This is a genomic window from Haloarcula litorea (assembly GCF_029338195.1).
Lineage (GTDB): Archaea > Halobacteriota > Halobacteria > Halobacteriales > Haloarculaceae > Haloarcula > Haloarcula litorea.
In genome coordinates this window covers 230,724-255,088 of record NZ_CP119779.1, presented here as the reverse complement: position 1 = coordinate 255,088, position 24,365 = coordinate 230,724, and the positions used below count along the sequence as shown (strand labels likewise).

26 protein-coding genes and 1 tRNA gene are annotated in these 24,365 nt (G+C 64.5%); 11 read left to right on the top strand and 16 right to left on the bottom strand.

From position 1 onward, the window contains the following. Positions 1 to 2: 2 nt before the first annotated feature. Positions 3 to 1,316, bottom strand: a complete 1,314-nt coding sequence (locus P0592_RS01360) for a glycoside hydrolase family 68 protein (RefSeq protein ID WP_276272468.1) — start codon at positions 1,314 to 1,316, stop codon at positions 3 to 5. Positions 1,317 to 1,438: 122 nt separating this feature from the next. After that, positions 1,439 to 1,675 (bottom strand): DUF7996 family protein, encoded by a 237-nt coding sequence (locus P0592_RS01355; protein WP_276272467.1) that lies wholly within the window; start codon positions 1,673 to 1,675, stop codon positions 1,439 to 1,441. Between the two features lie 163 nt (positions 1,676 to 1,838). On the opposite strand from P0592_RS01355, the gene P0592_RS01350 reads away from it, so the two are divergent. The 10 genes from P0592_RS01350 to P0592_RS01305 all read left to right on the top strand — a co-directional run bounded on the left by P0592_RS01350 (position 1,839) and on the right by P0592_RS01305 (position 10,325). After that, positions 1,839 to 2,885, top strand: a complete 1,047-nt coding sequence (locus P0592_RS01350) for a phytoene/squalene synthase family protein (RefSeq protein WP_276272466.1) — start codon at positions 1,839 to 1,841, stop codon at positions 2,883 to 2,885. 67 nt (positions 2,886 to 2,952) lie between these two features. Beyond that, positions 2,953 to 4,194 (top strand): hypothetical protein, encoded by a 1,242-nt coding sequence (locus P0592_RS01345; protein ID WP_276272465.1) that lies wholly within the window; start codon positions 2,953 to 2,955, stop codon positions 4,192 to 4,194. A 41-nt stretch (positions 4,195 to 4,235) separates the two neighbouring features. Then, positions 4,236 to 4,604 carry a hypothetical protein gene (locus P0592_RS01340; protein WP_276272464.1) on the top strand — a complete coding sequence of 123 codons (369 nt, stop codon included), beginning with the start codon at positions 4,236 to 4,238 and terminating at the stop codon, positions 4,602 to 4,604. A 43-nt stretch (positions 4,605 to 4,647) separates the two neighbouring features. Then, complete coding sequence (locus P0592_RS01335) at positions 4,648 to 5,352, top strand: DUF1028 domain-containing protein (RefSeq protein ID WP_276272463.1); 705 nt, start codon at positions 4,648 to 4,650, stop codon at positions 5,350 to 5,352. 42 nt (positions 5,353 to 5,394) lie between these two features. Next, positions 5,395 to 5,742 carry a hypothetical protein gene (locus P0592_RS01330; protein ID WP_276272462.1) on the top strand — a complete coding sequence of 116 codons (348 nt, stop codon included), beginning with the start codon at positions 5,395 to 5,397 and terminating at the stop codon, positions 5,740 to 5,742. A 275-nt stretch (positions 5,743 to 6,017) separates the two neighbouring features. Next, a complete protein-coding gene (locus P0592_RS01325; RefSeq protein WP_276272461.1) occupies positions 6,018 to 7,031 on the top strand; it encodes a tyrosine-type recombinase/integrase in 1,014 nt (337 codons plus the stop codon). Positions 7,032 to 7,725: 694 nt separating this feature from the next. Further along, complete coding sequence (locus P0592_RS01320; RefSeq protein ID WP_276272460.1) at positions 7,726 to 7,866, top strand: hypothetical protein; 141 nt, start codon at positions 7,726 to 7,728, stop codon at positions 7,864 to 7,866. A gap of 324 nt (positions 7,867 to 8,190) precedes the next feature. Beyond that, positions 8,191 to 8,487: a hypothetical protein gene (locus P0592_RS01315; RefSeq protein WP_276272459.1), complete on the top strand. Its 297-nt coding sequence runs from the start codon at positions 8,191 to 8,193 to the stop codon at positions 8,485 to 8,487. A gap of 1,177 nt (positions 8,488 to 9,664) precedes the next feature. Then, complete coding sequence (locus tag P0592_RS01310) at positions 9,665 to 9,958, top strand: AsnC family protein (RefSeq protein WP_276272458.1); 294 nt, start codon at positions 9,665 to 9,667, stop codon at positions 9,956 to 9,958. Positions 9,959 to 10,055: 97 nt separating this feature from the next. Continuing rightward, entirely contained in the window at positions 10,056 to 10,325 is a 270-nt protein-coding gene (locus P0592_RS01305; protein WP_276272457.1) for a hypothetical protein, read from the top strand. A 584-nt stretch (positions 10,326 to 10,909) separates the two neighbouring features. Here the strand turns inward: P0592_RS01305 and P0592_RS01300 are convergent. Further along, positions 10,910 to 10,984: transfer RNA gene (locus P0592_RS01300), tRNA-Val, on the bottom strand. Positions 10,985 to 11,032: 48 nt separating this feature from the next. After that, positions 11,033 to 11,302: a DUF7553 family protein gene (locus P0592_RS01295; protein WP_276272456.1), complete on the bottom strand. Its 270-nt coding sequence runs from the start codon at positions 11,300 to 11,302 to the stop codon at positions 11,033 to 11,035. Between the two features lie 89 nt (positions 11,303 to 11,391). Here P0592_RS01295 and P0592_RS01290 point away from each other — a divergent pair, with 89 nt between their 5' ends. Further along, positions 11,392 to 12,342 carry an MBL fold metallo-hydrolase gene (locus P0592_RS01290; protein WP_276272455.1) on the top strand — a complete coding sequence of 317 codons (951 nt, stop codon included), beginning with the start codon at positions 11,392 to 11,394 and terminating at the stop codon, positions 12,340 to 12,342. Here P0592_RS01290 and P0592_RS01285 read toward each other — a convergent pair. The 12 genes from P0592_RS01285 to purE form a co-directional block, all read right to left on the bottom strand. Continuing rightward, positions 12,334 to 13,896: an NADH-quinone oxidoreductase subunit N gene (locus P0592_RS01285; protein ID WP_276272454.1), complete on the bottom strand. Its 1,563-nt coding sequence runs from the start codon at positions 13,894 to 13,896 to the stop codon at positions 12,334 to 12,336. The two genes, P0592_RS01290 and P0592_RS01285, sit on opposite strands and share 9 nt — an antisense overlap. Beyond that, positions 13,897 to 15,426, bottom strand: a complete 1,530-nt coding sequence (locus P0592_RS01280) for a complex I subunit 4 family protein (protein WP_276272453.1) — start codon at positions 15,424 to 15,426, stop codon at positions 13,897 to 13,899. It abuts the gene before it with no gap. Next, the gene (gene nuoL, locus P0592_RS01275; RefSeq protein ID WP_276272452.1) at positions 15,427 to 17,532 is read right to left on the bottom strand and encodes an NADH-quinone oxidoreductase subunit L; all 2,106 of its coding nucleotides are present in this window, start codon (positions 17,530 to 17,532) and stop codon (positions 15,427 to 15,429) included. It lies immediately after the preceding gene. A gap of 3 nt (positions 17,533 to 17,535) precedes the next feature. After that, positions 17,536 to 17,838, bottom strand: coding sequence for an NADH-quinone oxidoreductase subunit NuoK (gene nuoK, locus P0592_RS01270; protein WP_276272451.1), 303 nt, complete (start codon positions 17,836 to 17,838; stop codon positions 17,536 to 17,538). Then, positions 17,835 to 18,251 carry an NADH dehydrogenase subunit 6 gene (locus tag P0592_RS01265; protein ID WP_276272450.1) on the bottom strand — a complete coding sequence of 139 codons (417 nt, stop codon included), beginning with the start codon at positions 18,249 to 18,251 and terminating at the stop codon, positions 17,835 to 17,837. The genes nuoK and P0592_RS01265 overlap by 4 nt, the downstream gene beginning before the upstream one ends. Continuing rightward, entirely contained in the window at positions 18,248 to 18,517 is a 270-nt protein-coding gene (locus tag P0592_RS01260) for an NADH-quinone oxidoreductase subunit J (RefSeq protein ID WP_276272449.1), read from the bottom strand. Before P0592_RS01260 ends, P0592_RS01265 begins: the two co-directional genes overlap by 4 nt. Before the next feature lie 249 nt (positions 18,518 to 18,766). After that, positions 18,767 to 19,228, bottom strand: a complete 462-nt coding sequence (locus tag P0592_RS01255; RefSeq protein WP_276272448.1) for a NuoI/complex I 23 kDa subunit family protein — start codon at positions 19,226 to 19,228, stop codon at positions 18,767 to 18,769. Between the two features lie 31 nt (positions 19,229 to 19,259). Then, complete coding sequence (locus tag P0592_RS01250) at positions 19,260 to 20,312, bottom strand: complex I subunit 1/NuoH family protein (protein ID WP_276272447.1); 1,053 nt, start codon at positions 20,310 to 20,312, stop codon at positions 19,260 to 19,262. Continuing rightward, complete coding sequence (locus P0592_RS01245) at positions 20,312 to 21,991, bottom strand: NADH-quinone oxidoreductase subunit D (RefSeq protein ID WP_276272446.1); 1,680 nt, start codon at positions 21,989 to 21,991, stop codon at positions 20,312 to 20,314. Before P0592_RS01245 ends, P0592_RS01250 begins: the two co-directional genes overlap by 1 nt. A gap of 79 nt (positions 21,992 to 22,070) precedes the next feature. Continuing rightward, positions 22,071 to 22,763: an NADH-quinone oxidoreductase subunit B gene (locus tag P0592_RS01240; protein ID WP_276272445.1), complete on the bottom strand. Its 693-nt coding sequence runs from the start codon at positions 22,761 to 22,763 to the stop codon at positions 22,071 to 22,073. Next, a complete protein-coding gene (locus tag P0592_RS01235) occupies positions 22,756 to 23,169 on the bottom strand; it encodes an NADH-quinone oxidoreductase subunit A (RefSeq protein WP_276272444.1) in 414 nt (137 codons plus the stop codon). The genes P0592_RS01240 and P0592_RS01235 overlap by 8 nt, the downstream gene beginning before the upstream one ends. 243 nt (positions 23,170 to 23,412) lie before the next feature. Further along, the gene (purE, locus tag P0592_RS01230; RefSeq protein WP_276272443.1) at positions 23,413 to 24,066 is read right to left on the bottom strand and encodes a 5-(carboxyamino)imidazole ribonucleotide mutase; all 654 of its coding nucleotides are present in this window, start codon (positions 24,064 to 24,066) and stop codon (positions 23,413 to 23,415) included. Positions 24,067 to 24,365: the final 299 nt, after the last annotated feature.

Genomic DNA, 24,365 nt, shown 5'->3' with positions numbered 1-24,365 from the left:
CCTCAGTCCGAGGAGTGGTACCGGTCGGTCTCGCCGGCCTGCCCACGGGCGATCAGTTCCCGGTCGGTCGGGGGAAGCGACTCGCCCGCTCTCGGGATCTGCCAGTGGCCGAGCTTCCCGAGGATGCGCGTCCTGGCCCCCTCGGCGTCGAGCCGGACGGTCGGGCCGAGCGTCCCGCCGAACCGGCGCATCTGTTCGGCCTCGGGGAGGTGCGCGATCTCGTCCAGCGACGCGCCCGCGAAGTCGAAGTAGTTGAAGAAGCTCTGGACCAGCACCTCGTCGTCGTGGGGGAAGGCCATCCACGAGTACGCCTGGAACGGGGCGTTCACGGGGTTGGTCACGACCAGCCCGGAGTCGTTCAGCGGGACGTACTCGCCCCGGAGGTCCTCGGCGACGAAGCCGTAGAGGGCGTCGAACCCCTCCAGCCCGGGTGCGAACGTGTGCTGGTGGCTGGAGACGAACAGGTAGTACAGGCCGTCCGTGTACACGATGTGTGGGCGCTCCAGCTCCTGGTTGACGCAGACGGCGTCCAGCAGCGGGTCGGCCAGCTCCCACTCCAGGGGGTCGCCGGTCGGCGAGCGTGCGAGCCCGACGCTGCCGTTGAACTCCTGTTGTGCGGCGTCGCCGCCGCAGGCGTCGCTGCCCTCGGGGACCGGTGTGTTGGCCTCGAACAGGAGCCACGTCTCGCCCGTGGCGGGGTCCTCGAAGAACCACGGGTCACGGAACGTGTAGATCATCCCGCGGGACTGCTCTTCCCGCTCGTAGCGCTCGCCGTCGGGCCGCAGGAGGTCGTGGTGGGTCCAGGGACCGTGCAGTTCGAAGCCGTCGCCGGTGTGGATCGTCCCGCCGCTCGCGCCGACGATGCGCTGGGTGTAGGTGAGCTCATCGGCCCCGTCCTCGCCGGCGGCCGTGTAGAAGACGTAGACGTCGCCGTCGTCGTACAGCGCCGACCCGGCCCACTGGCGCTGGCCCAGCGCCTCGTCGAACACCGGGCCGGCGTTGTGCCAGTTCCGCCCGTCGTCGGAGTAGAACGCGCGGATGGTCGCCACGTCGTGGCGCTTGCCCGGCAGGAGGTCCGCCGGCGCGGTCAGCGAGAAACAGACCCGGTAGCCGTCCACCTCGGCGAGGGTCCCGTCGCGGTTCCGGAGGAACCACGTGTCCCAGATGTGGACCTCCGGCACCTGATCGTGTTCGGGCGGGTAGAACACTGGCGCGACGGTGTCCGCCGTCCGTTCGATCCCTCCTGCCTGCTCGCGTGTCCAGCCGGCGCGGGCCCCGAACCCCGGAGACCCGTCGCCCAGCGAGTCGCCGTCCATAGGTCCGTCTGTGTAGACGCCGGGATTAATCAGTTCCGGATGACTACTACTGCTGTTGTATGTTCGTTTCTACGCGGCCGGATCGACGGTCGCGCCGCTCGGTCACCGGGACGGGCGGACCGCTACTCGTCGGTCGCCTCGTCCTCGTCGGCGCGACCGACGCCCTCCGGGGCCGAGATGTCGAGCGGGCGGATCCACTCGTTCCAGATGAACAGGACGCCGGCCCCGTAGCCCAGCGCCCAGACGGCGCTCCCGATCCAGGGGTACCCGAGTTCGCTCAGCGCGGCGTTGGCGAGGCCGGGGACGATGACGACGGCCGCGACGGTCGCGGCGAGCGCGATCGTCTCGTTCCGGTTCACCTCGACCCCTCCAGCAGGCGACGGACGTGCATAGCGATCGGTACGGCCACCGAGGGTATCAGGGTGACGTTCGGCCGCCACGTGAGCGGCTGTCACGGTCCGGTCCCACGGTTCCGTAGCCACCCCATTTTTATCACAGTATGCCCAACTCCGGGTGACGGGAATGTCTCAGAACCACACTGGCCGGTCGCCACAGGAAGATATTACGTGGTGCTACGACGCCGTTCACAGAGTGTCACGGACGTTCAGTCTCACGATCGCGGAACTCGACGAGCCGATGGCACACGACATCTGCGTCGGGTATCTCCTCTGTCGCGTCGCCGACACGATCGAGGACGCGGGCCACATCCCGCCCTCGACGCAGTCGGAACTCCTCCGGACGTACAGCCGTGTCCTCGACCCCTCGGCCGACGCGTCGGTCAGGGCGTTCGACGAGGCCGCCGCCGAGTGGCTCCCCGAGACGATGACCGACGACTGGGAGGTCGTCGACAACGCCGCCCGCGCCGTCGGCGTGTTCCGCTCGCTCGACGAGCGCTCGCTGTCGGCCATCCGCGGCCCGGTCCGGGAACTCGTCGACGGGATGGCGATGTTCGTCGACCGCTACGCCGAGGAGGGCGGGCTCCGCATCCAGACGCTGGACGAACTCGAGGAGTACTGCTGGTACGCCGCCGGCACCGTCGGGACGCTCGTGACCGGGCTGGTCTCCCACGAGGCGACCGACGAGCAGGTCGCACAGATGGAGCGCAACGCCCGCGCGTTCGCCCTGCTCCTCCAGCTCGTTAATGTCGCGAAAGACGCCGCGACGGATATGGAGGAGGAGAACAACGTCTACCTCCCGCTTGAGTTGCTCGAACAGGAGGGGCTGGACCACGGCGACGTCGACGATCCAACGAACGTCGACAGCGTGGTGCCCGTCATCGAGCAGGTCACCGAGCGCGCCGAGGGCTACCTCGACGGCGCGCAGCGGTGGCTGGAGGCGATGCCCGAGACGCGGGGGAACACGCTCTCGGCGTGGGCCATCCCCTTCCTGCTGGCCGTCGGCACCATCCGCGAACTCAAGGCCCGCCCGGAGGACGTGGTCCACGAGGGCAACGTCAAGATCTCCCGCGAGGAGGTCCACGCCGTCTGCCAGCAGTTCGTCGGCGACGAGAACCCGCCGGTGGCCGACCTCCGCGCGAAGATCGCCGAACGGCCGCTCCACGAGTACTGACTCCGTCGAGAGACATTCCCACTCGGCCGGACGGAACGTTCTTGTCCCGACCGGGTCAACGCCGCCTATGGCCGCCGGACGCCTCGCCGAGCCACGGGTGCTGGCCCACACCAAGCGGGAACTGTTCGACGACGCGGGACCCGGCTACGTCGTCGCCGACACGCAGTTCGCACGGGACCGCTGGCTCGACGATCGCGCGATCGAGGACGACGTTCGCACCGCGCTCGCCCCGTTCAACCACGTCCGGGTCGGCGGCGGCTACCCGGACCTCGTGGCCGTCGATACGCTCGCCGACGACCTGCTCGCCGTCGATCGGCAGGGCGACCGGCCGCCGCTGGTCGCCGTCGAGGCGAAGGGGTACCGGGCCGACGGTGCCGTCGACTCCGAGCGGGCGGTCGTCCAGGCCCACGACCGCCTCGGCGAGGCCAACGTCGCGTTCGCCGCCGTCCCGGCGGGGACGGTCACGGCGACAGCCCGGTCGCTGGCCCGCGAGCTGAACGTCGGCGTCCTCGCGGTGGCCGCCGACGGCGACGTTCGGGTCCGCGAGCGGCCCCGCGTGGTCGGCAATCGGGCCAGCGACGCCGCCACCGCGCTCCGGTTCCAGGCGAGCGCACAGGGCGTCACCGACCGGAGCTTCGGGCTGAACCACCCGAAGAACTACCTCGGCGTCCCGCTCGCGCTCGCACACGACGGCGAGACGCGCCCGCTGATCGCCGACCGCGTCGTCGGTGCCGTCGACGACGCCGTCCGCGGCGCGGCCTTCCTCGACCTCGTCGACGAGCGGCCCGACGGCCTCCGGCTGACGGAACTGGGTCGAGAGGTGGTCCGGTTCGCGCTGGCCGAGCACGGCGACCTCGACACGGCGCTCTCGCGGTTCGCCGACTGGCACGGCACGCGCGGCCGGTTCGTCGACGTCGCACCACGCTGGGGACAGCTGGCCCGACGGGTCGTCTACGCCTACCCCGCGACGGAACTGCTCGTGTCCGAGCTACGCACCCTCGCGGCGGACGGCCACCCGGAGCCGACGCTCGTCGAACTCGTCCGCTACCTCCACGAGGTCCACCCGACGTTCACCGTCGAGCTGTTCCTCCGGGGGACGGAGTCCGTGCGCCGGCGTGCTCTCACGGCCGACGGCGAACTGCGTGCCGAGGCTCTCACCGACGGCAGCGTCTACCACGCCCCGACCGTCTTCCAGCTCAAGGCGATGTACTACCACGCCGGCGTCCTGACCGGCCGCGGGGCCGAGCCGTCGACTCTCGACCCGGCGACGGACGTGTGGGCGCTCCGGCATCCCGTCGACGCCGCCTGACCCGCACAACCCTCAAGCCTGGGCCGACCCAACCGGGGCGTATGTCCGAGACGCTGGAACTCCCGAACGGGGACGAGGTCACCCCCGACGACGTCTTCCTCTACAACGGCTACCCCTACCGCTTCGTCCCGGTCGAGGGCGACGAGTACGCGTTCGTCCTCTCGCCGCTGTACTGGGGCGACAGCGGGATGGACGTGCCGTTCCCGGACCGCGAGGCGCTCGTCGACCAGTGGGGAACCGACTCCCGCGGCCTGCTGTCCGAGTCCGAGTGGGCCGACTGGCTCGACGACGCGACCGAGGACCCGCGGTTCGACGACGAGGAGGTGGCTGCGCTGGCCGCGGAACTGCCGACGACGTGGGAGCCCGAAGGGTCGTCCGACGGCGGCTTCCTGAGCCGTCTCGGGTTCTGAGCCCGTCCGACCGCTTTTGTCGCCCGGACCCGCAGACCCGGACATGACGTTCAGCATCTGCGTCCGCGAGCCCTACGAGGACGACGAGGGAGCCGAACAGACCCGCTACGGCGTCGCGGTGACGACCCGCCTGGCCGCCGTCGGGACGCTCTGTCCGTTCGCCAACGAGCACGGGGCCGTCGCCACGCAGTCGCTGGTCAACGTCGACCTCGGCCGGAAGGGGGTCGCGTACCTCGCCGACGGGCTGGCGGTCGACGAGGCGCTCCCGGCCCTGCTGAACGCCGACGACGGGAAGGCCTCCCGACAGCTCCACGGCGTCGACGCCGACGGCACGTTCGCCTTCTCCGGCGAGGAGTGTGGCGAGTGGTACGGCCACCTCGAACGCGAGGGGTTGACCGTCGCCGGTAACCTGCTCACCGGCGAGTCCGTCGTCACCGCGACGGCCGACGCCTTCGAGGCCGCCGCCGACGACCTGCCCCTGGCCGAACGCCTGATCGACGCGCTCGCCGCCGGCCACGCCGAGGGCGGCGACAAGCGCGAGGAACTGTCGGTCCAGTCGGCCGCGCTGAAGGTGACGAGCACCGAGGACCGCGAGATGGTCCCCTACTACAACGACCTCCGGGTCGACGCCACGCGCACGCCCGTCGCCGATCTCCGCGAGACCTACGAGCTCGCCGGCGAGAGCTACGCCGCGGCCGTCGAGCGGTACGAGGAGGAGTACGAGGACGATACCCTCGACGGCGAGTGACGAGACTGCAACGCTTTTCACCGCCGCTCGTGACGGCAGCCTATGGAACTCGTCTGGGTCGCGGCCGCCGGTGGCGGCCTCCTCGTCCTGCTGGGCCTGTTCGTGATCCGCCGCCGCTCCGGCGACGCCAGCGCGTCCGAGCGCGCCCACGAGGCTGCACAGGAGCGCGAACCGCCCGTCGACGTCGGCGACACCGTCACACTCGGTGTCACGGAGTTCACCGACCACCACTCCGGCGAGCGGGTCGCCGTCGGCAAGGTCGAGGGGTTCGTCGTCTTCACCGAGGACGTGCCCGACGGCCTCGCCGAGGGTGACGCCATCCGGGCGACGGTCACCTCGTTCAACCGCGACCGGACCTCCGCGGACGCCCAGTTCGTCGAGCGGGCGTGAGCCGGGGGTGGCGTCAGAGGTTCGAATCCGACGCCCGCAGCTGCCCCTCACGGATTGTTCGCAGCAGAATGGGTTGTGGCGGATTCTCACCGAAGCGAGACTCACTCCGTTCGTCTCGCAGGGTCCGAATCCGCCGGACCGTCTCGATTTCACGGACTCCTCGCTTCGCTCGTCGTTGCGAGAAATCAGAAATGGGTTGGGGCGGATTCGGAACGCGCCGACTGGCCGACGATTCTCCGAGCGTCTCCACACGCATAAGCTGTGAGCCACCACCAATGACGCTCGAACCACTCGCACCGGATACGGCAGTCGAACAGTACCTCAAATCAAGAGAACAGGACGCTTCCGCAAGCACCGTTCGGAATCACCGCTACCGCTTGCGTCAGTTCCTCGAATGGGCCGACGAAACCGGGTTGGACAATATGAATGAGCTTACCGGACGGCTCGCAGAACGCTTCAAGAATTGGCGAATCTCTGAATGCGATATTAATAGCGTTACCCTCGAACAGCACCTTCGCACCTTCCGCGTGTTTGTGCGTTGGTGCGAGAGTGTTGATGCTGTCGAACAGGGTACGGCAGAGAAGATTATTGTCCCCCGTGTCTCGAAGGGTGAGAAAGTCCGTGAGGAACACGTCGATAACGAACAGGCAGACGCGATAATCGACTATCTACACCGATTCGAGTATGCGTCTCTCTCGCAAGTTATCTTCCACACTCTCTGGCATACTGGTTGTCGGCGCGGGGCACTACACGCGCTTGACTTGGACGACTGGCACCCACAGGACAGGTATCTCGCCTTTCGTCACCGCCCCGAGACGGACACGCCCCTCAAGCTACAGGACGACGGAGAGCGACACGTCACAGTCTCTAATGACAGGCTCGCACAGTCGCTTGACGATTACATAGCAGAGAACAGGCACGACGTGACGGACGAACACGGACGGAAACCACTGTTCACTACTCGGAACGGACGTATCTCGGGGAACAGCATTCAACAACACGTCTACAAGGTTACTCGGCCCTGTTTCTACGCAGGGAAGTGTCCCCACAATCGGGAGATTGATGACTGCGAGGGAACGCAGGCAAGCGGATACTCAAGCTGTCCGTCAAGCCTTTCTCCCCACCCTGTGCGACGGGGAGCTATCACCGCACACCTGAACAAAGATATTCCGAAGGAAATCGCTTCCGAGCGAATGAGCGTTAGTGTGGATACGCTGGAAGAGCATTATGACGCTCGCACAGCCGAAGAGAAACGTCAGAACAGGGCACAGTACCTTGACAATCTGTAGCTAAACCCTTTTCGGGGCGAACACACGCGCCCCCTGCCTGCTTATCTATTCGCTCGCAGGCTGTAGCAATCCACACACTCGTCTGATTCTCCTACGCGCTTCGACTCGTCCCGTTGCTCACCACAGAACCAGCAAACGAATGTGTTGCTCATTATCCGACAGTTATACCCCAACTCCCATAGACGTGTCGGGGCTTTGTCCTTACGCCGTCTTGCGATATTACTTAGCTTCATAGCATAGTTTCAAAGTATTAGGGTATATCATATTTTTTGCCTGAATTGCCGGGGGTATTGCCGATTCTTGAGCCAGCTATCGGCTCTACTCCCTGTTTTGAATATCTTGTTAATACTTGACAGGGGTTTAAACCATCTTCGTGATTACAAGCATAGTGAGACGAAACGGCTCCGCCGGAGTAGTCTCACAGAGTCAGTCCACTATCGTCCGACAGGACTCTATCACACGTCTCCCCCGAACGTGAATCAATCGGGGGATTGGACTCGGAAGCTCTTCGACGTGTCCACAACCCTGTGACATAGTGTTTGGCCCCACCGGAGGGTTAAATCCGGCACAATCCGATACGGCAGGATTCGAGCGGTTTCGTCGCTCGCACACCTCACTTCCGTATTCCCCGAGTTTGGGCAGTAGCGTGTTTGCTGCTGTCCAAATCGGTTAGGGATAACGGAGGTATCCCACTATGACAGATTACAAACATATCGCTCTCAAGCCTGAAACCTATCAGGCTCTTTTGGAATTTCAGGAGGAGTATTTTAATACTACCTCTGTTCCTAACGGAGAGAGCGTAAGCGCATTGATTAGTGAATTTCAGGAGGAGTAATAACTATGACAAGAAAAGTAAAGGTTGACAACCCGGAGCAGTTAGCGGAATTGGTGGAATTGGCACGTACAGCCAGCGACAACGATAATCCCGTCTCTCTGCTATTTGAGGCTCTCGAAGCGCACATTGACGACGTGAGTGAGCATAACAGCCGTGTCTCAGAGGCTCAAGAGCGCACAAAGAGCCGTCTTGGTTTGGACGACGGGGAAACGTCGGTGGCAGAGACGAGTGAACACAGACGCCGCTCTGACAGTGTGTGTGACGACGTACAGGCAAAGCAGGATGAACTACGCGACAAACACTTTAATTAATTGAGGTATAATTATGGCACGTCGAGAGTCTATCCAAGTTGACATACCACGAGAGACATTTGAGAAGCTTCGAGACGAGATTCTTTCAGATTTAGGAAAGCGAGAATTTACACGACAGCGTAGCAGTGACGGCACGTTTGCTCAAAATGGGCCTGTCGGTGAGCATATCCTACAAGTCCTAATTGGTAACGAATCTGATTTATCGGAGCGGTGGGCAGATGGGGCAGAGCTACAGCCGTCTGACGACGGAAACCTCGAAATCGTAAGGGACAGGGACGAAAACGGTAACTTTACTGCTGACGGAGAGTGAAATTTATGCTACCTCTAAATACAGAATTTGAGTTTAACGGTGAGATTCTTGAATATTCGAGCGAATATTTCCCAAATGGCTTACTGAATCCAAAGGTAAGAGTGTACGAATCCGACAACTATACGGCTCACTATGATGAGCAAACGGGACAGGTGGTTGTCATTGGCCCCGACAACGACAAAACCCGTGTACGGCAGGCTGATGGGGCCACCGAACCCGGCGAGCCTGTCCCACTCGAAGAGCGGAGAACATAAGCAATCTGATTAGTTTTACATAATAAGTCTGATATAGACTGTAATCTACAGTCTCAGGGTATTCAGCCGTCACTTTTTTCAGCCTCAGATTGGCGTCAGAGCGATTTCTGCTCTGATATGATGCTTCCCCCTCGGCAGTAAATCAAATAGATTGTAGCCCCCTTCACGAGCCGAGAAATGGAAACTGTAGGGCCACCACTACCCTATATCTCTGCCAAAGCCGCATTTACTCAATCCTGCCCCGACATAATCGCAGAGATAAACCACCAGACGGCAGGGGAATCCGCTCTGCGAAGCGTCAGGGGGCCTGTGAGCCGTCTCAGTTAGGCTAGGATGCTTCCCTCTTGGACAAGCGTCAAGCGTCACAGCGCGGCAGTGAGCCGGTTCTCTGTGGATGCTAAGGTTACTTGTCCGAGTGTTTACCTTCGGCTGAGAATATAAAGCGGTAGTTGGTAAAGCTTAAATACGGTATTTGCTCAAGCTCTGATAGCAAATCAGTGAGTATAGACTTTGTGCGGTAAACACAGCGACTCCTAACGGCTCCACAGCAAAAGACAGGTTTAAGTAGTATATTCTCTGTGTCCTTAGAGTGTAGACTACTTAGTACGGCGTAACAGTAGGCTGTAGTCTACACAATACTTGTTATAGTAGCACCACAGAGAATACACTACTCTATAAACAGTCTTTTTTGAAATGTAAAAACTTTTTTCGCTAACCTCAACAGCCGCAGAATCACGTCGAAACATAATATACTTTATATTTCGTCAGTAAGATTCTTGATAAATCCGGCGCAGGCTGTGTTTATCCCGCAGTGGGTATCCCTTACCTGAGGTAAACGGCTCACAAACTCATATAATAACTTTGCGTCAGGCTTATAAGTAATTGCGAAACATTTATATGTATGTAAGTACGTATTATTACATATGAGTGCTACAAAGTCCCCCTCCGTGTACCAGCGACTCCAGACGGCTGACAATCCCCACCGTGACGAAGAGATTCTTCGACACTTGTACCACGAAGCCGCTCTTTCGCTTCGGGAAATGGCAGAGCGGCTTGGTGTTAGCCCTAAGACTGTAAAGGATTGGATGGACAAGTACGGAATCGAGCGACGGGACAAGCGGGAAGCCTACAATCTCAAGCAGATTCAGAAGGGTGAGGGTATCACAGTCAACAGCGACAGTGAAAGCTCAGGGAAGACTTGGAGCTTCCAGCGATAACCTCGTTTCTCATATTGGCGGCAGTGTGTTCGTCTCTTTGCCAAGACGGGGTAATGTTGGCCTACTTTTTAGTGAGTCCCGATAGCAACCCTCACATATGGCACAGGAAACAGATACCGTCTATGGTGGCGAAGAGCGGAAAGAATTGGCTTACTCAATGGGTAGTGCCGCAGGGAAGATTCCACTAAGCGGGATATTCGTTCGTCCCCTCGTATGGATGTACCTCAATGTGATGCTCAAGATAGCAGGACTTGTGTTCTCAATCGTTGGCAAAGGAGAATTGGGCCAACGGTTGGTAGCGGATAATAAGGCTATCTTAGAGGAATTGATGGCTGGCTTTCGAGGGGAAGAGCCGTCTTATCAATAGCCGTCTTTCCTACAGCCAAGAGTTAGAAACGACGTACATCCAAACCGTCTCTCCACAGTTCGGACACTCCTCGAACTTATTCGTACTTCCTTTTCCTGCTTCGATTGCTGTTTTTGGCCTACCGTCTTCTCCCATTCCCGTATCTTTCACTTCTTTGTCAGAATTGTACGAAAACGTTACCATTGTGCCACAGTTTTCACAAGCGACGTTTTGAACAGCCATTGTTGATGGCTCACGAGGATACTGTTGGTGTACTGTCGTTAAAAATCAGGTGCCTCCGAAGAGTGGATTCTTTCAGTTCTTGGCAGTCTTTGACAAGGGGGTAGACTCAGTTCCAAAATTGAAATATTATCACTCGCGCTCCGGCTCTGTTGAGGGAGGCAAAGCCTCAGAACGCATTAAAAAAACTATAGAGCGCTCTCAGATGGTTTCATCCAAAGCTTTTTGCCTCTGCCTGAGCATTGTCCAAGCGGAGCGCTCGCGTGAGTCGAATCGGAGACTTGGCCGAATGAGGGGGCGCTTGGACAGGTGGCTTAAAAGCGTACCACTGCCGTTCTGTCCTTTCGCTCCGTCAAGAAGGTGAGTGGGTTGGGGCGGATTCGAACCGCCGACATCCTCCGTGTGAAGGAGGTATCATAACCGGACTAGATCACCAACCCGGTGCATCCGTCGCTATTCGACGGGCTACATTAAGAATTGCGTTCCCGCTACGCGTCCGCCGAGTCCGTCGAGCGGTACGCCTCGATCTTCTCACGGGCGTCCTCGATGGCCCGTTCGGCCTCGCCCTCGGCGTTCTGCTGGAGGTCTTTCAGGTCGGCCTTGACCTTGTCGAGGCGACCGGGCTCGGGTTCCTCCTCCTTACCGGTGAGCTCTCGGAACCGCTGCTCGACGGGTTCCAGCTCCTCTCTGACGCCCTTACCGGCCGTCTCGCCCGCTCGCTTGAGGTAGTACCGTGCGTCCTCGAAGTGCTTGTTCATATCTGTTGCTTGGTGGGCAACGAATAAATCCTTTGTGCCCGGCCCCGCGTGGACGAAGGGTTTTCCGCGGGGCGGCGAAACGGTGGGCTATGTTCACGCGGGTATCCATCCCGACGCCGTTCCAGGTCGGCGCGGTCAACGCCTACCTCGCGGGTCGGACCGTCGTCGATCCGGGACCGGACAGCGAGGAGGCGTGGTCGAGACTGCTCGAGGCGCTCGAAGCCCGCGAGCTGGGTCCCGGCGACGTCGAACAGGTGGTCGTCACCCACCCGCACCCGGACCACTTCGGACTGGCCGCGCGGCTCCGGGACGCCGGGGCACGCGTCCTGGCGAGTCCCGAGGGCGCGGCCATCATGCGGGACTTCCCCGCGCGGCTGCGCTACGAGCAGGACTACTTCTCGGACTTCTTCGAGCGGTGCGGGCTCGCGGCCGAGACGGCGGAGACGGTCACCCAGCTCCCGGAGGCGTTCCTCGCCTACGCCGAGAGCGTCGAGACCGACCGGGAACTGGACGCCGGCGACACCGTCACCGTCGACGACGAACCGCTCGCCGTCGACGCCGTGGCGGGCCACGCCGAGGGCGAGCGGATCTTCTCGTACGACCACGACGGCCGCCGGGAGGCCGTCGTCGGCGACAACGTGCTGGCCGACATCACGCCCAACCCCTTCCTCCAGCCACCCCCAGCTGAGGGCGGCGAGCGTCCGCGCGTCCTGCCGGCGTTCAACGACTCCCTGCGCTGGCTCCGCGAGCAGGGCCACGACCGCTTTCTCACCGGCCACCGCGAGCCCGTCGAGTCCCCGGTCGAGCGCATCGACGCCGTCCTCGCCGAGCACGACCAGCGGACCGAGGCGGTGGCCGACATCGTCAGCGGAGGCGCGACCTCCCCCGTCGACGTGATGACGGGGCTGTTCGGCGACCTGCCGGCGACGGAGTACTTCTCGGGGCTGAGCGAGGCCGTCGGGCACCTCGACGTGCTGGAGACACAGGACCGCGTGAGGAGACGGGAGAAAGGCGGCGTGATCGTCTACGAGCTACAGTAGTTCGACGGCGCGGAAGGCGACGCTGGAGACGTAGTCGAAGCCGGGGATCAGCAACACCGTCACGAGCGCCGCCGCGACGATGGCGGTGTACAGCCCCGTCGGGTACGACTCGATGGAGCGCCCGGAGACCGGGTCCTCGATCCACATCGCCTTGACGACCCGGGAGTAGTAGAACAGCGACAGCGCGCTGTTGATGACCAGCGCGGCCGCCAGCGACCACGCGCCGACGTCAAGCGTCGCCGAGAACAGGTAGAACTTCGAGAAGAACCCGGCCCCGATCGGGAGGCCGGCGAGGCTGAACAGGAAGACGGTCATCGCGGCACAGGCCAGCGGGGCCTGCCGACCGAGGCCGTTGTAGTCCTCGAAGCGGCGGCCGACGCCCCAGTACTCGGCGAGCGCGATGAACAGGAACGCGCCGGTGTTCATGAAGCCGTAGACGAGCAGGTGGGCCATCCCGGCGCTCATCGACAGGGCCATCCCGTCACCGGTGGCCGACAGCGCGGCCAGCCCGATGAGGACGTAGCCGGCGTGGCCGACGCTGGAGTATGCCAGCATCCGCTTGACTTTCTCCTGGGTGGCGGCGGCGAAGTTGCCGACGAACATCGTCGCGATGGCAAGCACCTGGAAGACGGCGAACCAGTTCAGCGCCCCGCTCCCGACCAGCGCGCCGATGGGGAAGGCCACGGCGAACACACGGAAAGCGAGGACGAACCCGGCGGCCTTCGAGGCCGACGAGAGGAACGCCGAGACGGGGGCGGGCGCGCCCTCGTAGGCCTCCGGTGCCCAGAACTGGAACGGCACGGCGGCGATCTTGAAGGCGACGCCACCGATGACCATCAGGATGCCGACGCCCAGCAGCGACATCGGCACCGCGGGCGACCCGGACTGGGCCTGGACGGTGCCGTCGACGACGGTCTGGATCGTCCCGCTCTCGATGGCGGTGGCGACGCCGTCGAACCGGAGGACGCCGGTCGCGGCGTACACCAGCGAGATGCCGTAGGCGAACACCGCCGACGAGACCGCGCCGATGAGGAAGTACTTCAGGCCGGCCTCGACGCTCCCGCGGTTCTTCTTGAGGAAGGCCACGAGCGCGTAGGAGGGCAGCGAGACCAGCTCCAGCGCGACGAACGCCGTCGCCAGGCTGTTGGCCGCGCTCAGCACGGCCATCCCGGTGGCCGCCAGCATCACCAGCGAGTAGAACTCCGCCTGGTAGGCGTGTTCGCGGACGTAGTCCGTGCTGGCGAGTGTCACCAGCGTCGTGACGCTGGCGACGATGACCATGAAGAACAGCGCCATCTGGTCGACGACCAGCTGGCCGTTGAACAGGACGGGCGTGCCGACGCCGCCCTCGCTCTCGGGGATGCCGGTGCCGCCGAAGACGAACCAGACGGCGAAGGCCAACGACGTGAGGCCCCCGGCGATGGAGACGCCGCCCAGCAGCGTCGTGTTGGTCGTGTCCGGGTCGACGCTGTCGACGAGCAGCAGCACCAGTGCGGTGACCGCGAGCGCGAGCGCCGGGGCGAGCCCCATCCAGGCGGGCAGTTGATGCGTCATCTATGCACCACCTCCGGTGATGGGAACGATAGCGTGTTGGATCATGTCGTAGGAGAGGTCCGGTGCGACACCGAGTGCGATGACCAGCAACAGCAGGACCGCCAGCGGCGCGACGTCGTGGAACGCGGCCGGACCGATCTCGTAGTCGGTCTCCAGCGTGAAGCCGCCAAAGAGCGTCCGCTGCATCGCCCACAGCAGGTAGCCGGCGACGACGACGATGCCGAACATCGCGAGCGAGGTCAACAGCGGCGCGGCGCTGCCCAGCGTCGCCGCGTCGAACGCCCCGAGGAAGATGAAGTACTCCCCGGCGAAGCCGGCCATCAGCGGCAGGCCCATGTAGCCGAACGCGGCGGCCACGAAGATGCCCACCGTCCAAGGCATCCGGTCCGCGAGGCCGGACATGTCGCCGACCATCCGCGTGTGGGTCGTGTTGTAGATGACGCCGACGGTCATGAACATCAGCCCGGAGATGAGGCCGTGGGCGACCATCTGGAACGTCGCCCCGCCCATCCCGTAGGGCGTGAACGCGACGAGCCCGAGGATGACGTACCCCATCGAGGAGATCGAGGAGTACGCGACGATGCGCTTGAGGTCGCGCTGGGCCAGCGCGAGCATCGCCCCGTAGATGACGCTGACGACGCCGACGATGGCGATCGGGACCGCGAGCGCCCGTGCGGTCTCGGCCAGCATCGTGAAGTTGAACCGCAGCAGGGCGTAGGTCCCCATCTTCAGCAGGACGCCCGCAAGCATCACCGACACCGGCGTCGGTGCCTCGACGTGGGCGTCGGGCAGCCAGGTGTGCAGCGGGAAGACGGGCACCTTCACCGCGAACCCGAAGAACATCAGGACGAACGAGATCGTCGCCAGGCCCACGCCGGCGATGCTCGGGAGGTCACTGGCGGACCGGAACGCCTCGGCCATCGCGGGCAGCGACAGCGTCGTGAGGTCCGTGCTGAACACCAGCGCGAACAGGCCCGCGAACATGATCAGCGAGGCGACGTTGGTGTAGACGAAGAACTTGATCGCGGCGTACTTCCGCCGAGGGCCGCCCCAGACGCCGATGAGGAAGTACATCGGGATGAGCACGCCCTCCCAGAAGACGAACCAGAGGAAGAAGTCGAGCGCCGCGAAGACGCCGATGAGGCTCGTCTCCATGAACAGCATCAGCCCGTAGAACTGGGACTGACGGTCGTCGATGGGCGTCCACGCCGAGACGATGGCGAGCGTGGTCAGGACCGTCGTCAGCGCCAGCAGCGGCATACTGACGCCGTCCAGCCCGACGTAGTAGGAGACGGTGAGATCACCGAGCGAGAGCCACGGGACCTGCGTCCCGAAGGCCACGCCCTCCGGCGAGAGCAGGGCGTTCCCGCTGCCGCCGAAGTCCGTCAGGTAGACGTAGTACATGTAGATCGACGCCAGCGCGGGGACGGCGCTGATCGCGGCCGCGAGCTTGCCGGCGTAGCGGTCCGGCGACAGCATCACGACGCCGCTGCCCAGCAGCGTCACGGCGAGGAGTGCGGCGACCCACATTCAGAACCACCCCCCGGCGAGGCCGAAGGCGGCCAGCAGGAGGACCAGCCCCAGCGTCAGCAGCGTCGCGTAGTTGCTGACGACGCCGGACTGGATGCGCCGCATCCGCCGGCCACCGAACAGGCTCACGCTGGAGACGCCGTTGACGACGCCGTCGACGACGCCCTGGTCGAACTTGTCCATCGCACGCGCGAGGGGGTAGGTCAGCCCCGTCGCGAGCCACACCTGGTACTCGTCCTGGTAGTAGTTGTGCATGAGTAGCGTCTTCAGACTGCCGAGCTTGTCGGTGTGCTCTTCGGGGTCGGGACCGCGATACAGCGACGTCGCGGCACCCGCACCGGCCAGCGCCAGCCCCAGCGAGACGGCCGCCGAGGCCAGCAGCGTCCCGGTCGCGCCGAGTGGCTCGCCGGCACCGACGCCAGCGACCTCCTCCAGCAGCACCTCGTAGTGGTGGAGCCCGGTGTTCAGCGCGGCCGGCCAGCCGCCCTCCTCGGGACCGAGCAGCCACTTGTGGAGGAAGTCGATGTGTGCGCCCGTGAGTTCGGCGACGGGCTTCATGTTGATGAACCCGACCGTCGCGGCCAGCACGCCCAGCACCGCGAGCGGCCCTTTGACGTTCCAGCGGACCGGCTCGGGGTCACGCGCCGTCTCGGACCGGGGCTCGCCGTGGAAGGTGAGAAACACCATCCGGAAGGTGTAGAAGCCGGTGAAAAAGACCGCGAGCAGCCCCATCGCGTACGCGAGGAGGTAGGCCGTCCCGAGGCCGCCCGCCGAGCCGAACCCGTGGATGAGCGCCTCGTACAGCACCTCGTCTTTCGACCAGAAGCCGGCGAACGGCAGGATGCCGGCCAGCGCCAGCGACCCGGAGAGGAACGCGTAGTACGTCACCGGCATCCGGTCTTTCAGACCACCCATGTCCCACATGTTCTCGTTGTGGTGCATCGCGATGATGACCGACCCCGCGCCGAGGAACAGCAGCGCCTTGAACACGGCGTGGGTGGTCAGGTGGAAGACGGCGGCGACGTAGCCGCCCGACCCCAGCGCGAGCATCATATAGCCGTACTGGGAGATGGTGGAGTACGCGAGCACCTGCTTGATCTCCTGTTTCACGAGGCCCATCGTCGCCGCGAACAGGGCCGTGAACCCGCCGACCAGCGCGATGATCGCGAGCGCGGTCGGCGAGACGGCGTAGAAGCCGTACATCCGCGCGACGAGGTAGACGCCGGCCGCGACCATCGTCGCCGCGTGGATGAGCGCGGAGACCGGCGTCGGACCCTCCATCGCGTCGGGCAGCCACGTGTGCAGCGGGAACTGCGCGGACTTTCCGATGACGCCCCCGAGCACGAGCAGGCCAAGCACCGTGAACCAGGCCTGCGGCGAGAGGCCGACGGTGTCCAGCATCGCGATGCCGGCCGTCTCGCCGTCGACGATGGCGTGTTCGGCCAGCACCGGGAACGACTGTGCGACGACCTCGCCGTTCTCCGTGATGGGCGCGAACAGCCCGGTTCCGAAGGTGGCGAAGATCCCAACCACGCCGATGAGGAAGAAGTAGTCACCGAAGCGGGTGACGAGGAACGCCTTCTTCGCGGCGCTGGGCGGGCCGTCCTCCCGGAACCAGAAGCCGATGAGCAGGTACGAGCAGAGACCGACCAGCTCGAAGAACATGAACGCCATCAGGAGGTTGTTGGCGACGACGAACCCGAGCATACTCGCCGTGAACAGCCCGAGACCGGCGTAGTAGCGCGGCAGCCCGGTCTCGCCCTCGTCGTTCATGTAGCCCAGCGAGAAGATGTGGACGAGGAACGAGATGAGCGTCACGATCAGCAGCATCAGCGCCGACAGCGGGTCCAGCAGGAGTCCGAACCGGAGCGCGACGGACTCGACCCCGGCGGCCCACGTGTAGACGAACTCGTTGTAGGCCGTCGAGCTCCCGAGGAACCCGGCCACGTCGAGCGCGACCCAGATAGAGAGCAGCAGCGATCCGCCCGTCGCGGTGATGCCCGCGAGCGCGCCGCCCTTGGGCATCCGGTCGCCCGCGAACAGCGCGACGAGGAACGATACGAACGGCAGCAGGACGATCGCCGGAGCGTATGTGAATGCAGCCATCTGTTACCACCTCATCGTCGTCGCCTTCGTCACGTCCACGTCACTGAAGTTCCGGTACAGCACGAGGATGATGCCGATACCGATGGCGACCTCCGCGGCGGCCAGGGCCATCCCGAACAGCGCGAACACCTGGCCGGTGAGGTTGCCGTGCTGGAGCGAGAACGCGACGAAGTTGATGTTCGCTGCGTTCAGCATCAGCTCGACGGACATCAGGAAGATCAGCGCGTTCCGCCGGGTGAGGATGCCGAACAGGCCGATGCAGAACAGCGCCGCCGACAGCAGGAGGTACGCCTGGACGGGGATCACGCGTCGTCACCTCCCCGCTCGTCGTCGGCGGCCGGGCCGCCGTCGGCGGCGACGGCGGCCGGGTCGTCGGCGGGGTCGGACGCGCCGACGCCGACGTTCTCGCCGGACTCCTCGCGGCGGGCCAGCATCACCGCGCCGACCAGTGCGGCGACCAGCACCACGTCGATGATCTCGAACGCGACGAGGAAGCCCTCGCCGGGGACCGCGGCCTCGTTCTCGCCCATCAGCGCGCTCGGCGCGATGTCGAACATCGCCGCGCCGAGGCTCTTGGTGACGGCCGCTCCCTGCGGGAACCCGACCTGCCCGGGGAAGGAGACGCCGACGAACACCGCCCCCAGCACCAGGAAGAGGGCGACGGCGGCCAGCCCCGCGACGAAGTTCCCCTCCTCGGTGAGCCGTGGGCGGGTGGTCATGGTGTCACCTCGATCACTGACTCGTCCTCACGGGTGAGCATCACCGCGAAGGTGATGAGGATGAGGACGCCCCCGACGTACACCAGGATTTGCATCGTTGCGACGAACGCCGCTTGGTTCAGGATGTAGAACACGGCGACACTGACCAGGGAGACGCCCAGTAACAGCGCCGAGTGCCAGACGTCCCGAACTAACACGACGCCTGCCGCGCTGCCCACCGTCACCATAGCGAACAGCGCGAACGCGATTGACTCGTACAGTCCCATCTTGTCTTGAGACTCTTTTCGGCGGCCCTTTGAAGATTCCTCTTTCGTTCCACCAACTGACCGCCCACAGCGCCGCCACTACTGGCTCGCGAGGCGAAACCGTTCGGTCAGACGCGGCCAGTCCGGCCTCGGAGCGGTCCGGGGGCGATCGGCGACGGGAACCTGTGACGCGGTCCCGCGACCCGCCGCCGAGGCGGGCGGATGCTCCGCTCGGCACTCGAAAGTGACACCGAAGAAAGCCGACCGCCGTTACTGGTAGTCGACCTCGCCCTCGCCCTCGCCGATCCACGCGCCCCGGTCGGGTTCGCGGGACTGCAGCGGGTCGATGTCCTTGTACCACGGGACGTTGCGCAGCTGCTCCTTGTCGTAGGCGAACTCGTCTTTCGTGTCCGCCGTGAACTCGAAGTTCTGGGTCAGCAGGATGGCGTCGGTCGGGCAGACCTCCTCGCACAGCCGGCAGTAGATGCACTGGCCGATGTGGAGGTTGTACTGCTCGCCGTTGCGCTGTTCGTCCATCACGATCTGGATGGTGTTGTTCGGACAGACGTTCTCGCACTGCCGACACCAGATACACCGCTCCTGGCTCCACTTGTGGACGCCGCGGAAGCGGGGGCTCACCTCGGGGGCGGTCTCGGGGTACTCCACCGTGAACGTCTCCCCGTCGAGGGCGTGTTTCATCGTCGTCGCCATGGATTTCATGATTCCGATCACTGTGAGTCACCTCCCGTCGGGTCGCCGTTCATCAGGCGATCACCCCGACGATGACCGCAGTCAGCAGCAGGTTCGCGAGCGACAGCACCAGCATCCCCTTCCAGCCGATCTCGATGAGCTGGTCGATGCGCACGCGCGGGACCGCCGACCGGGCCCACTGCGTGAACAGGAACACCGCCCAGATCTTGATCATGAACCAGACGAACCCGGGCAGCACCGGTCCCGCCGGACCACCGAGGAAGATGGTGGCGATGATGGCACCGCCGAGGAAGATGTGGATGAACTCGCCCAGGTAGACGAGCACGAAGTACACCGAGGAGTACTCCGTCTGGTAGCCGGCGACGATCTCGGTCGGTGCCTCGGGGATGTCGAAGGGGTTGCGGCCCACCTCCGCGAGGTTCGCGATCAGGAAGAGGACGAACGCGAACGGGTTCACGAAGGCGTACCAGGACGGTAGCGGGCCGACGAGGCTCTGTTGCTGGGCCGCGACGATCTCGCTCATCTGGAGCGAGCCCGCGAAGATGACCACCGACGCGCCGGTCAGGATCAGCGGGATCTCGTAGGCGACGTTCTGGGCGACCGCCCGCAGCCCGCCGAGGAACGAGTACTTGTTGTTCGAGGCGTAGCCGGCCATCACGAGCCCGACCGAGGCCATCGACGCCGTCGCGAACACGTAGGCCAGTCCGACCTCGGGGTCGGCGAGGTGGATGCCGCTCCCCATCGGGATGACGGCGAAGCCGAGCAGCGCGGTGCTGGCGATGACGAGCGGCGCGAGGTCCCACGCCGGGCGGTCGACGCCCTCGGGGACGATGAGCTCCTTCGAGAGGAGCCGCACGGCGTCGGCCACGATGATGAACAGGCCGAACGGGCCGATGCGGTTGACGGCGATGCGGTCCGTGAACGCGGCGGTGATCTTCCGCTTGGCCCACGGGCCCGCGAGTGCCGTGTTCGTCATCATCAGCGTCCCGATGAGCGCAGCGCCGATCAGGCTCATCAGGATCATCACCGGCACGCTGTCGGGGTTCAGCCCGACGAGTCTCGCCAGCGTCTCCGGCAGCGGCGCGGACTGGAGCGGCCCGACCATCAGCGGTCCACCTCCCCGAGGACGATGTCCAGACTACCGAGCGACGCGATCATGTCCGGGACGTACTCGCCCTGGGACATCTCGGGCAGCGTCTGGAGGTTCGAGAAGCACGGACTGCGGATCTTGAACCGGGCCGGCTTGTCGGTGCCGTCCGAGCGGATGTAGATGCCGAGCTCGCCCTTGGCGGCCTCGACCGCGCGGTAGATCTCCTCGTCCGGGTCCGGACGCAGCGTCCGGGGGACGTTGGCCTGGATCTCGCGGTCGTCCTCGGGCCACTCCTCCAGCAGGTCGAGACACTGCTCGATGATGCGGGCCGACTCCTCGACCTCCCGCATCCGGACGAGCACGCGCGAGAAGTTGTCGCCCCCGTTCTCGGTGACGACGTTCCAGTCGAGCTCGTCGTAGTAGCCGTAGGGGTCGTCCCGCCGGAGGTCGTAGTCGACGCCCGAGCCGCGGGCCACGGGGCCGGTCGCCCCGTATCGCTTGACCATCTCCTCCGAGAGGACGCCGGTGTCGACACACCGCATCTGGAAGATCTCGTTGCCCGTGATGAGGTCGTGGTACTCCTCGAGCTTGTGGGGCAGGTCGTCGAGGAAGTCCCGGGTCTTCTCGAAGAACTCCTCGCGGGGCTCGGGCAGGTCCCAGGCGACGCCACCGAGCCGGAGGTAGTTGAACATCAGCCGCTGGCCGGTGAGGTCTTCGAGGATGTTCTGGACGACCTCGCGGTCGCGGAACGCGTACTGGAAGACGGCGGTGAAGTCGCCGAACACGTCGAGCGCGAACGTCCCGAGCGCGAGCATGTGCGCCGCGATGCGACACAGCTCGGCGGACATCGTCCGGATGACCTGGGCGTACTCGGGCACCTCGATGTCGGCGAGGTCCTCGGCCGCGCGGGCGTAGGCCCACTCGTTGAGGATGCCGGCCGAGACGTAGTCCCACCGGTCGGGGTAGGGCATGATCTGGTGCCGGTAGGTGCCCGACTGACACATCTGCTCCTCGCAGCGGTGGAGGTAGCCGATGTCGGGCTCGATGTCGGCGATCTCCTCGCCGTCCAGCACCGTCTCGACGTGGAGGACGCCGTGGGTCGCCGGGTGGTGTGGCCCGACGTTGACGAACATCGTGTCCGGGTCGTCCTCGCTGCGGTGGTCCTCCTGGAGGGGGTTCGCGTTCTCGCGCAGCGTGACGATCTGGGGCTGATCCTGGTTGTAGTCCCGGGAGAGCGGGTGGCCCTGCCAGGTCTCGGGGAGCAGGATGCGCCGGAGGTCCGGGTGGTCGTCGTACTCGATACCGACCAGGTCGTAGGCCTCCCGCTCGTGCCAGTCGGCGGTGTCGAAGACGCGCGCCGCCGACTCGTTGTGCGGGTCGTCGGTCGGCGAGGGGACGACGATCGAGAGTTCCTGCGTGGGGTCGTCGTACTTCCGCAGGTGGTAGATGGACTCGTAGCGATCGTCGTACTCCTGGGCCGTCACGCAGGCACAGTGGTCGAAGCCGGCCTCCTCTTTCAGCGTCGAGAGCACCTGCTGGACCTCGTCGGGACGGATGACGAACCCCTCGGCGTTGACGTGCTCCTCGCGGTCGAGTACGTGGCCGCCGAGCAGGTCCGCGAGCGCGTCGTAGTCCAGCCCGTCCTCTGTGACGCCGATCTCGCTCCGGCCGGAGGTGGGACGTTCCAGACTCACGCGAGACACCCCCGGTGTCGAGTGTGAGCAGATGAGTCACAGCCCGCGCAGCAGCGCGAGCAGGAATGTCTTAGCGTGCTCATGGCGAATCGTTCCAGTTGTACCGCATCACGAGATCCTCCTCGTCGATCTCGCTGGCGAGCTTCTGGACGAGTTCGTCCTGTTCGAGGTCACCGAACTGTTCGAGCTCGTAGGGCTTGACCGTCACCGGCGAGGACTCGCCGTTCGCGATGCGCTCCTGGAGCTTGGCGACGCCGTAGATGAGCGCCTCGGGCCGGGGCGGACAGCCGGGGACGTGGATGTCGACCGGGATGACCTCCTCCGCGCCCTTGATGACGTTGTACCCCTCCTGGAACGGGCCGCCGGAGATGGTACACGACCCCATCGAGACGACGAACTTCGGCTCGGGCATCTGGTCGTAGACCCGCTTCATCCGCGGGGCGAACTTCGAGACGATGGTCCCCGGGACGATGATGACGTCGGCCTGCCGCGGGGAGGCCCGCGGGACCCCGGCACCGAAGCGGTCGAGGTCGTGCTTGATGGCGTACGTCGAGATCATCTCGATGCTGCAGCAGGCGATCCCGAACTGCAGCATGAACATCGAGGAGCCCCGGACCCAGTTCATGAACTTGTCGAACTTGGTCAGGATGAACGGCGTGGAGCCGAACGCCTCCCGCAGCTTGGAGTTGAAGCGGTCGTCGACTCCCTCGCCCATCCGGGCCTCCTGTGTCGATACGTCGTCGACTGCCGGTGGTGTCTGGTCACTACTCATACGTGTCTGCCCCCTTGGTGGCGCGCGGACTGCGCACCCATCTGACTGCGCCGTTGCGCCACGCCCAACCGAGACCGACGACGAGGACGCCGATGAACACGACCATCGGCACGAGGACCGTCGTCATCCCCACCGCGCTGACGGCGTCGCGGTAGATGACCGTCCACGGGAAGATGAGGACGGTCTCGATGTCGAAGACCACGAACAGCAGCGCGACCATGTAGTACTGGATATTGAACTTGATCTGTCGGCTGCTGCCGGTCGGGACTTCGCCGGACTCGTAGGTGGCGCGTTTGCCCTGCTCGGGAACGCTGGGCCGCAGGAGACTGGAGACGGCCATCATACTGATGGGAATCGCCAGTCCAACGACCGCGAGTGCCCCGATGGCAATCCATGGATTACTCATTCCGGAATCTCCTATCGTGCGACGGTTAGAGGTACTGGCATATAAGGGTTGATAACCGTCACGGCGGCTGATTTCGGCCGATTCGGCCCCACTCCCGGGCCGGCGGACGGAGCCTCTGTTCGACGCCACAGACGACGGCTCCGGCCGGAATCTCGCGTCGCTCGATCCCGGTGTCGCCGTGGGGAGTGCGAGCGCCGCGGCCGCGGCCTCGGTGCCCCGAGCGCGTGCTCGCACCCGCGCCGGTCACTCCTCGTCCCAGTACGCGTCTTTGAACCCGGGCGTCCCCAGTTCGTGGAGGTCACGCGACACCTCGCCGACCTCCTCTTGTAGCCCCTCGTGGTAGTCGAGGAGACGCTCCCGGAGTTCGTCGTGTTCCCGGGAGAGGATCTGGACGGCGGTCAGGGCGGCGTTGAACGACTTCCCGGCGTCGACGGCGGTGATCGGCGCACCCTGTGGCATCCCGATGACGCTGTCGACGGACTTCTCCTGGACGGGGACGCCGATCACCGGCAGGGGGTAGGCGATGCTCGCGGTCATGTTCGGCAGGTCCGCCGACTTCCCGCCAGCGCCCGCGATCACGACGTCGATACCGCGAGCCGCCGCCGTCTCGGCGTAGGCGTACATCAGCTCGGGGGTCCGGTGGGCCGAGACGACGAACGTCTCGAAGGTGAACCGCGCGTCCGGGGCGTCGGTGTAGTCGGTCTGTTCCGCGAAACCGAGCTCCTCCGCGAGCGCGGCGTGGGCTCCCGGCCGCTTCCCCTTCCCGCCGGCCATCGTCGGGAGATCGGAGTCCGACCCCATCACGATCCCGACGTCGGGCGTCTCCGCCGCCGGTCGGTCCATCTCGGCCTCCTCGTGTAACTGGTCGATGAGCGACTGGACGCTGTCTGCGGGCATACGCGACGGTCCGACCCGCGGGGGCGTAAGTGTGGGCGGTTCGACCCTGGCCCGTGGTAGGCACGGCTGGCTCCGTGGGACCCGCTTCGCCCCCGATATCACGTTCCGATACGAAACTCGGTGTTAAAATGTAACGCGTGTAACAGACGGGCGTGGTATGCACGCACTGCGGCGGGGGATCCGCCGCCGAGATTCGGACGTTGATTTTCCACCGCCCCGAGAAGCGTCTCGAACTCGCGCTCTGTGAGGGCTGTCTCGACGACCTGCTCGCCGAGTCGGACATCGAGAGCCGCGAGGGT

Bases quoted from the DNA above. Each gene is read 5' to 3' on its own strand.
- nuoL (WP_276272452.1), bottom strand. From the start codon at position 17,532: ATGGCTGCATTCACATACGCTCCGGCGATCGTCCTGCTGCCGTTCGTA.
- P0592_RS01235 (WP_276272444.1), bottom strand. From the start codon at position 23,169: ATGAGTAATCCATGGATTGCCATCGGGGCACTCGCGGTCGTTGGACTG.
- P0592_RS01260 (WP_276272449.1), bottom strand. From the start codon at position 18,517: ATGGGACTGTACGAGTCAATCGCGTTCGCGCTGTTCGCTATGGTGACG.
- P0592_RS01335 (WP_276272463.1), top strand. From the start codon at position 4,648: ATGACGTTCAGCATCTGCGTCCGCGAGCCCTACGAGGACGACGAGGGA.
- P0592_RS01250 (WP_276272447.1), bottom strand. From the start codon at position 20,312: ATGGTCGGGCCGCTCCAGTCCGCGCCGCTGCCGGAGACGCTGGCGAGA.
- P0592_RS01305 (WP_276272457.1), top strand. From the start codon at position 10,056: ATGGCACAGGAAACAGATACCGTCTATGGTGGCGAAGAGCGGAAAGAA.
- P0592_RS01345 (WP_276272465.1), top strand. From the start codon at position 2,953: ATGGCCGCCGGACGCCTCGCCGAGCCACGGGTGCTGGCCCACACCAAG.
- P0592_RS01265 (WP_276272450.1), bottom strand. From the start codon at position 18,251: ATGACCACCCGCCCACGGCTCACCGAGGAGGGGAACTTCGTCGCGGGG.
- P0592_RS01320 (WP_276272460.1), top strand. From the start codon at position 7,726: ATGACAGATTACAAACATATCGCTCTCAAGCCTGAAACCTATCAGGCT.
- P0592_RS01325 (WP_276272461.1), top strand. From the start codon at position 6,018: ATGACGCTCGAACCACTCGCACCGGATACGGCAGTCGAACAGTACCTC.
- P0592_RS01310 (WP_276272458.1), top strand. From the start codon at position 9,665: ATGAGTGCTACAAAGTCCCCCTCCGTGTACCAGCGACTCCAGACGGCT.
- P0592_RS01330 (WP_276272462.1), top strand. From the start codon at position 5,395: ATGGAACTCGTCTGGGTCGCGGCCGCCGGTGGCGGCCTCCTCGTCCTG.
- P0592_RS01280 (WP_276272453.1), bottom strand. From the start codon at position 15,426: ATGTGGGTCGCCGCACTCCTCGCCGTGACGCTGCTGGGCAGCGGCGTC.
- P0592_RS01360 (WP_276272468.1), bottom strand. From the start codon at position 1,316: ATGGACGGCGACTCGCTGGGCGACGGGTCTCCGGGGTTCGGGGCCCGC.
- P0592_RS01240 (WP_276272445.1), bottom strand. From the start codon at position 22,763: ATGAGTAGTGACCAGACACCACCGGCAGTCGACGACGTATCGACACAG.
- P0592_RS01340 (WP_276272464.1), top strand. From the start codon at position 4,236: ATGTCCGAGACGCTGGAACTCCCGAACGGGGACGAGGTCACCCCCGAC.
- purE (WP_276272443.1), bottom strand. From the start codon at position 24,066: ATGCCCGCAGACAGCGTCCAGTCGCTCATCGACCAGTTACACGAGGAG.
- P0592_RS01290 (WP_276272455.1), top strand. From the start codon at position 11,392: ATGTTCACGCGGGTATCCATCCCGACGCCGTTCCAGGTCGGCGCGGTC.
- P0592_RS01285 (WP_276272454.1), bottom strand. From the start codon at position 13,896: ATGACGCATCAACTGCCCGCCTGGATGGGGCTCGCCCCGGCGCTCGCG.
- P0592_RS01315 (WP_276272459.1), top strand. From the start codon at position 8,191: ATGGCACGTCGAGAGTCTATCCAAGTTGACATACCACGAGAGACATTT.
- P0592_RS01295 (WP_276272456.1), bottom strand. From the start codon at position 11,302: ATGAACAAGCACTTCGAGGACGCACGGTACTACCTCAAGCGAGCGGGC.
- P0592_RS01350 (WP_276272466.1), top strand. From the start codon at position 1,839: ATGTCTCAGAACCACACTGGCCGGTCGCCACAGGAAGATATTACGTGG.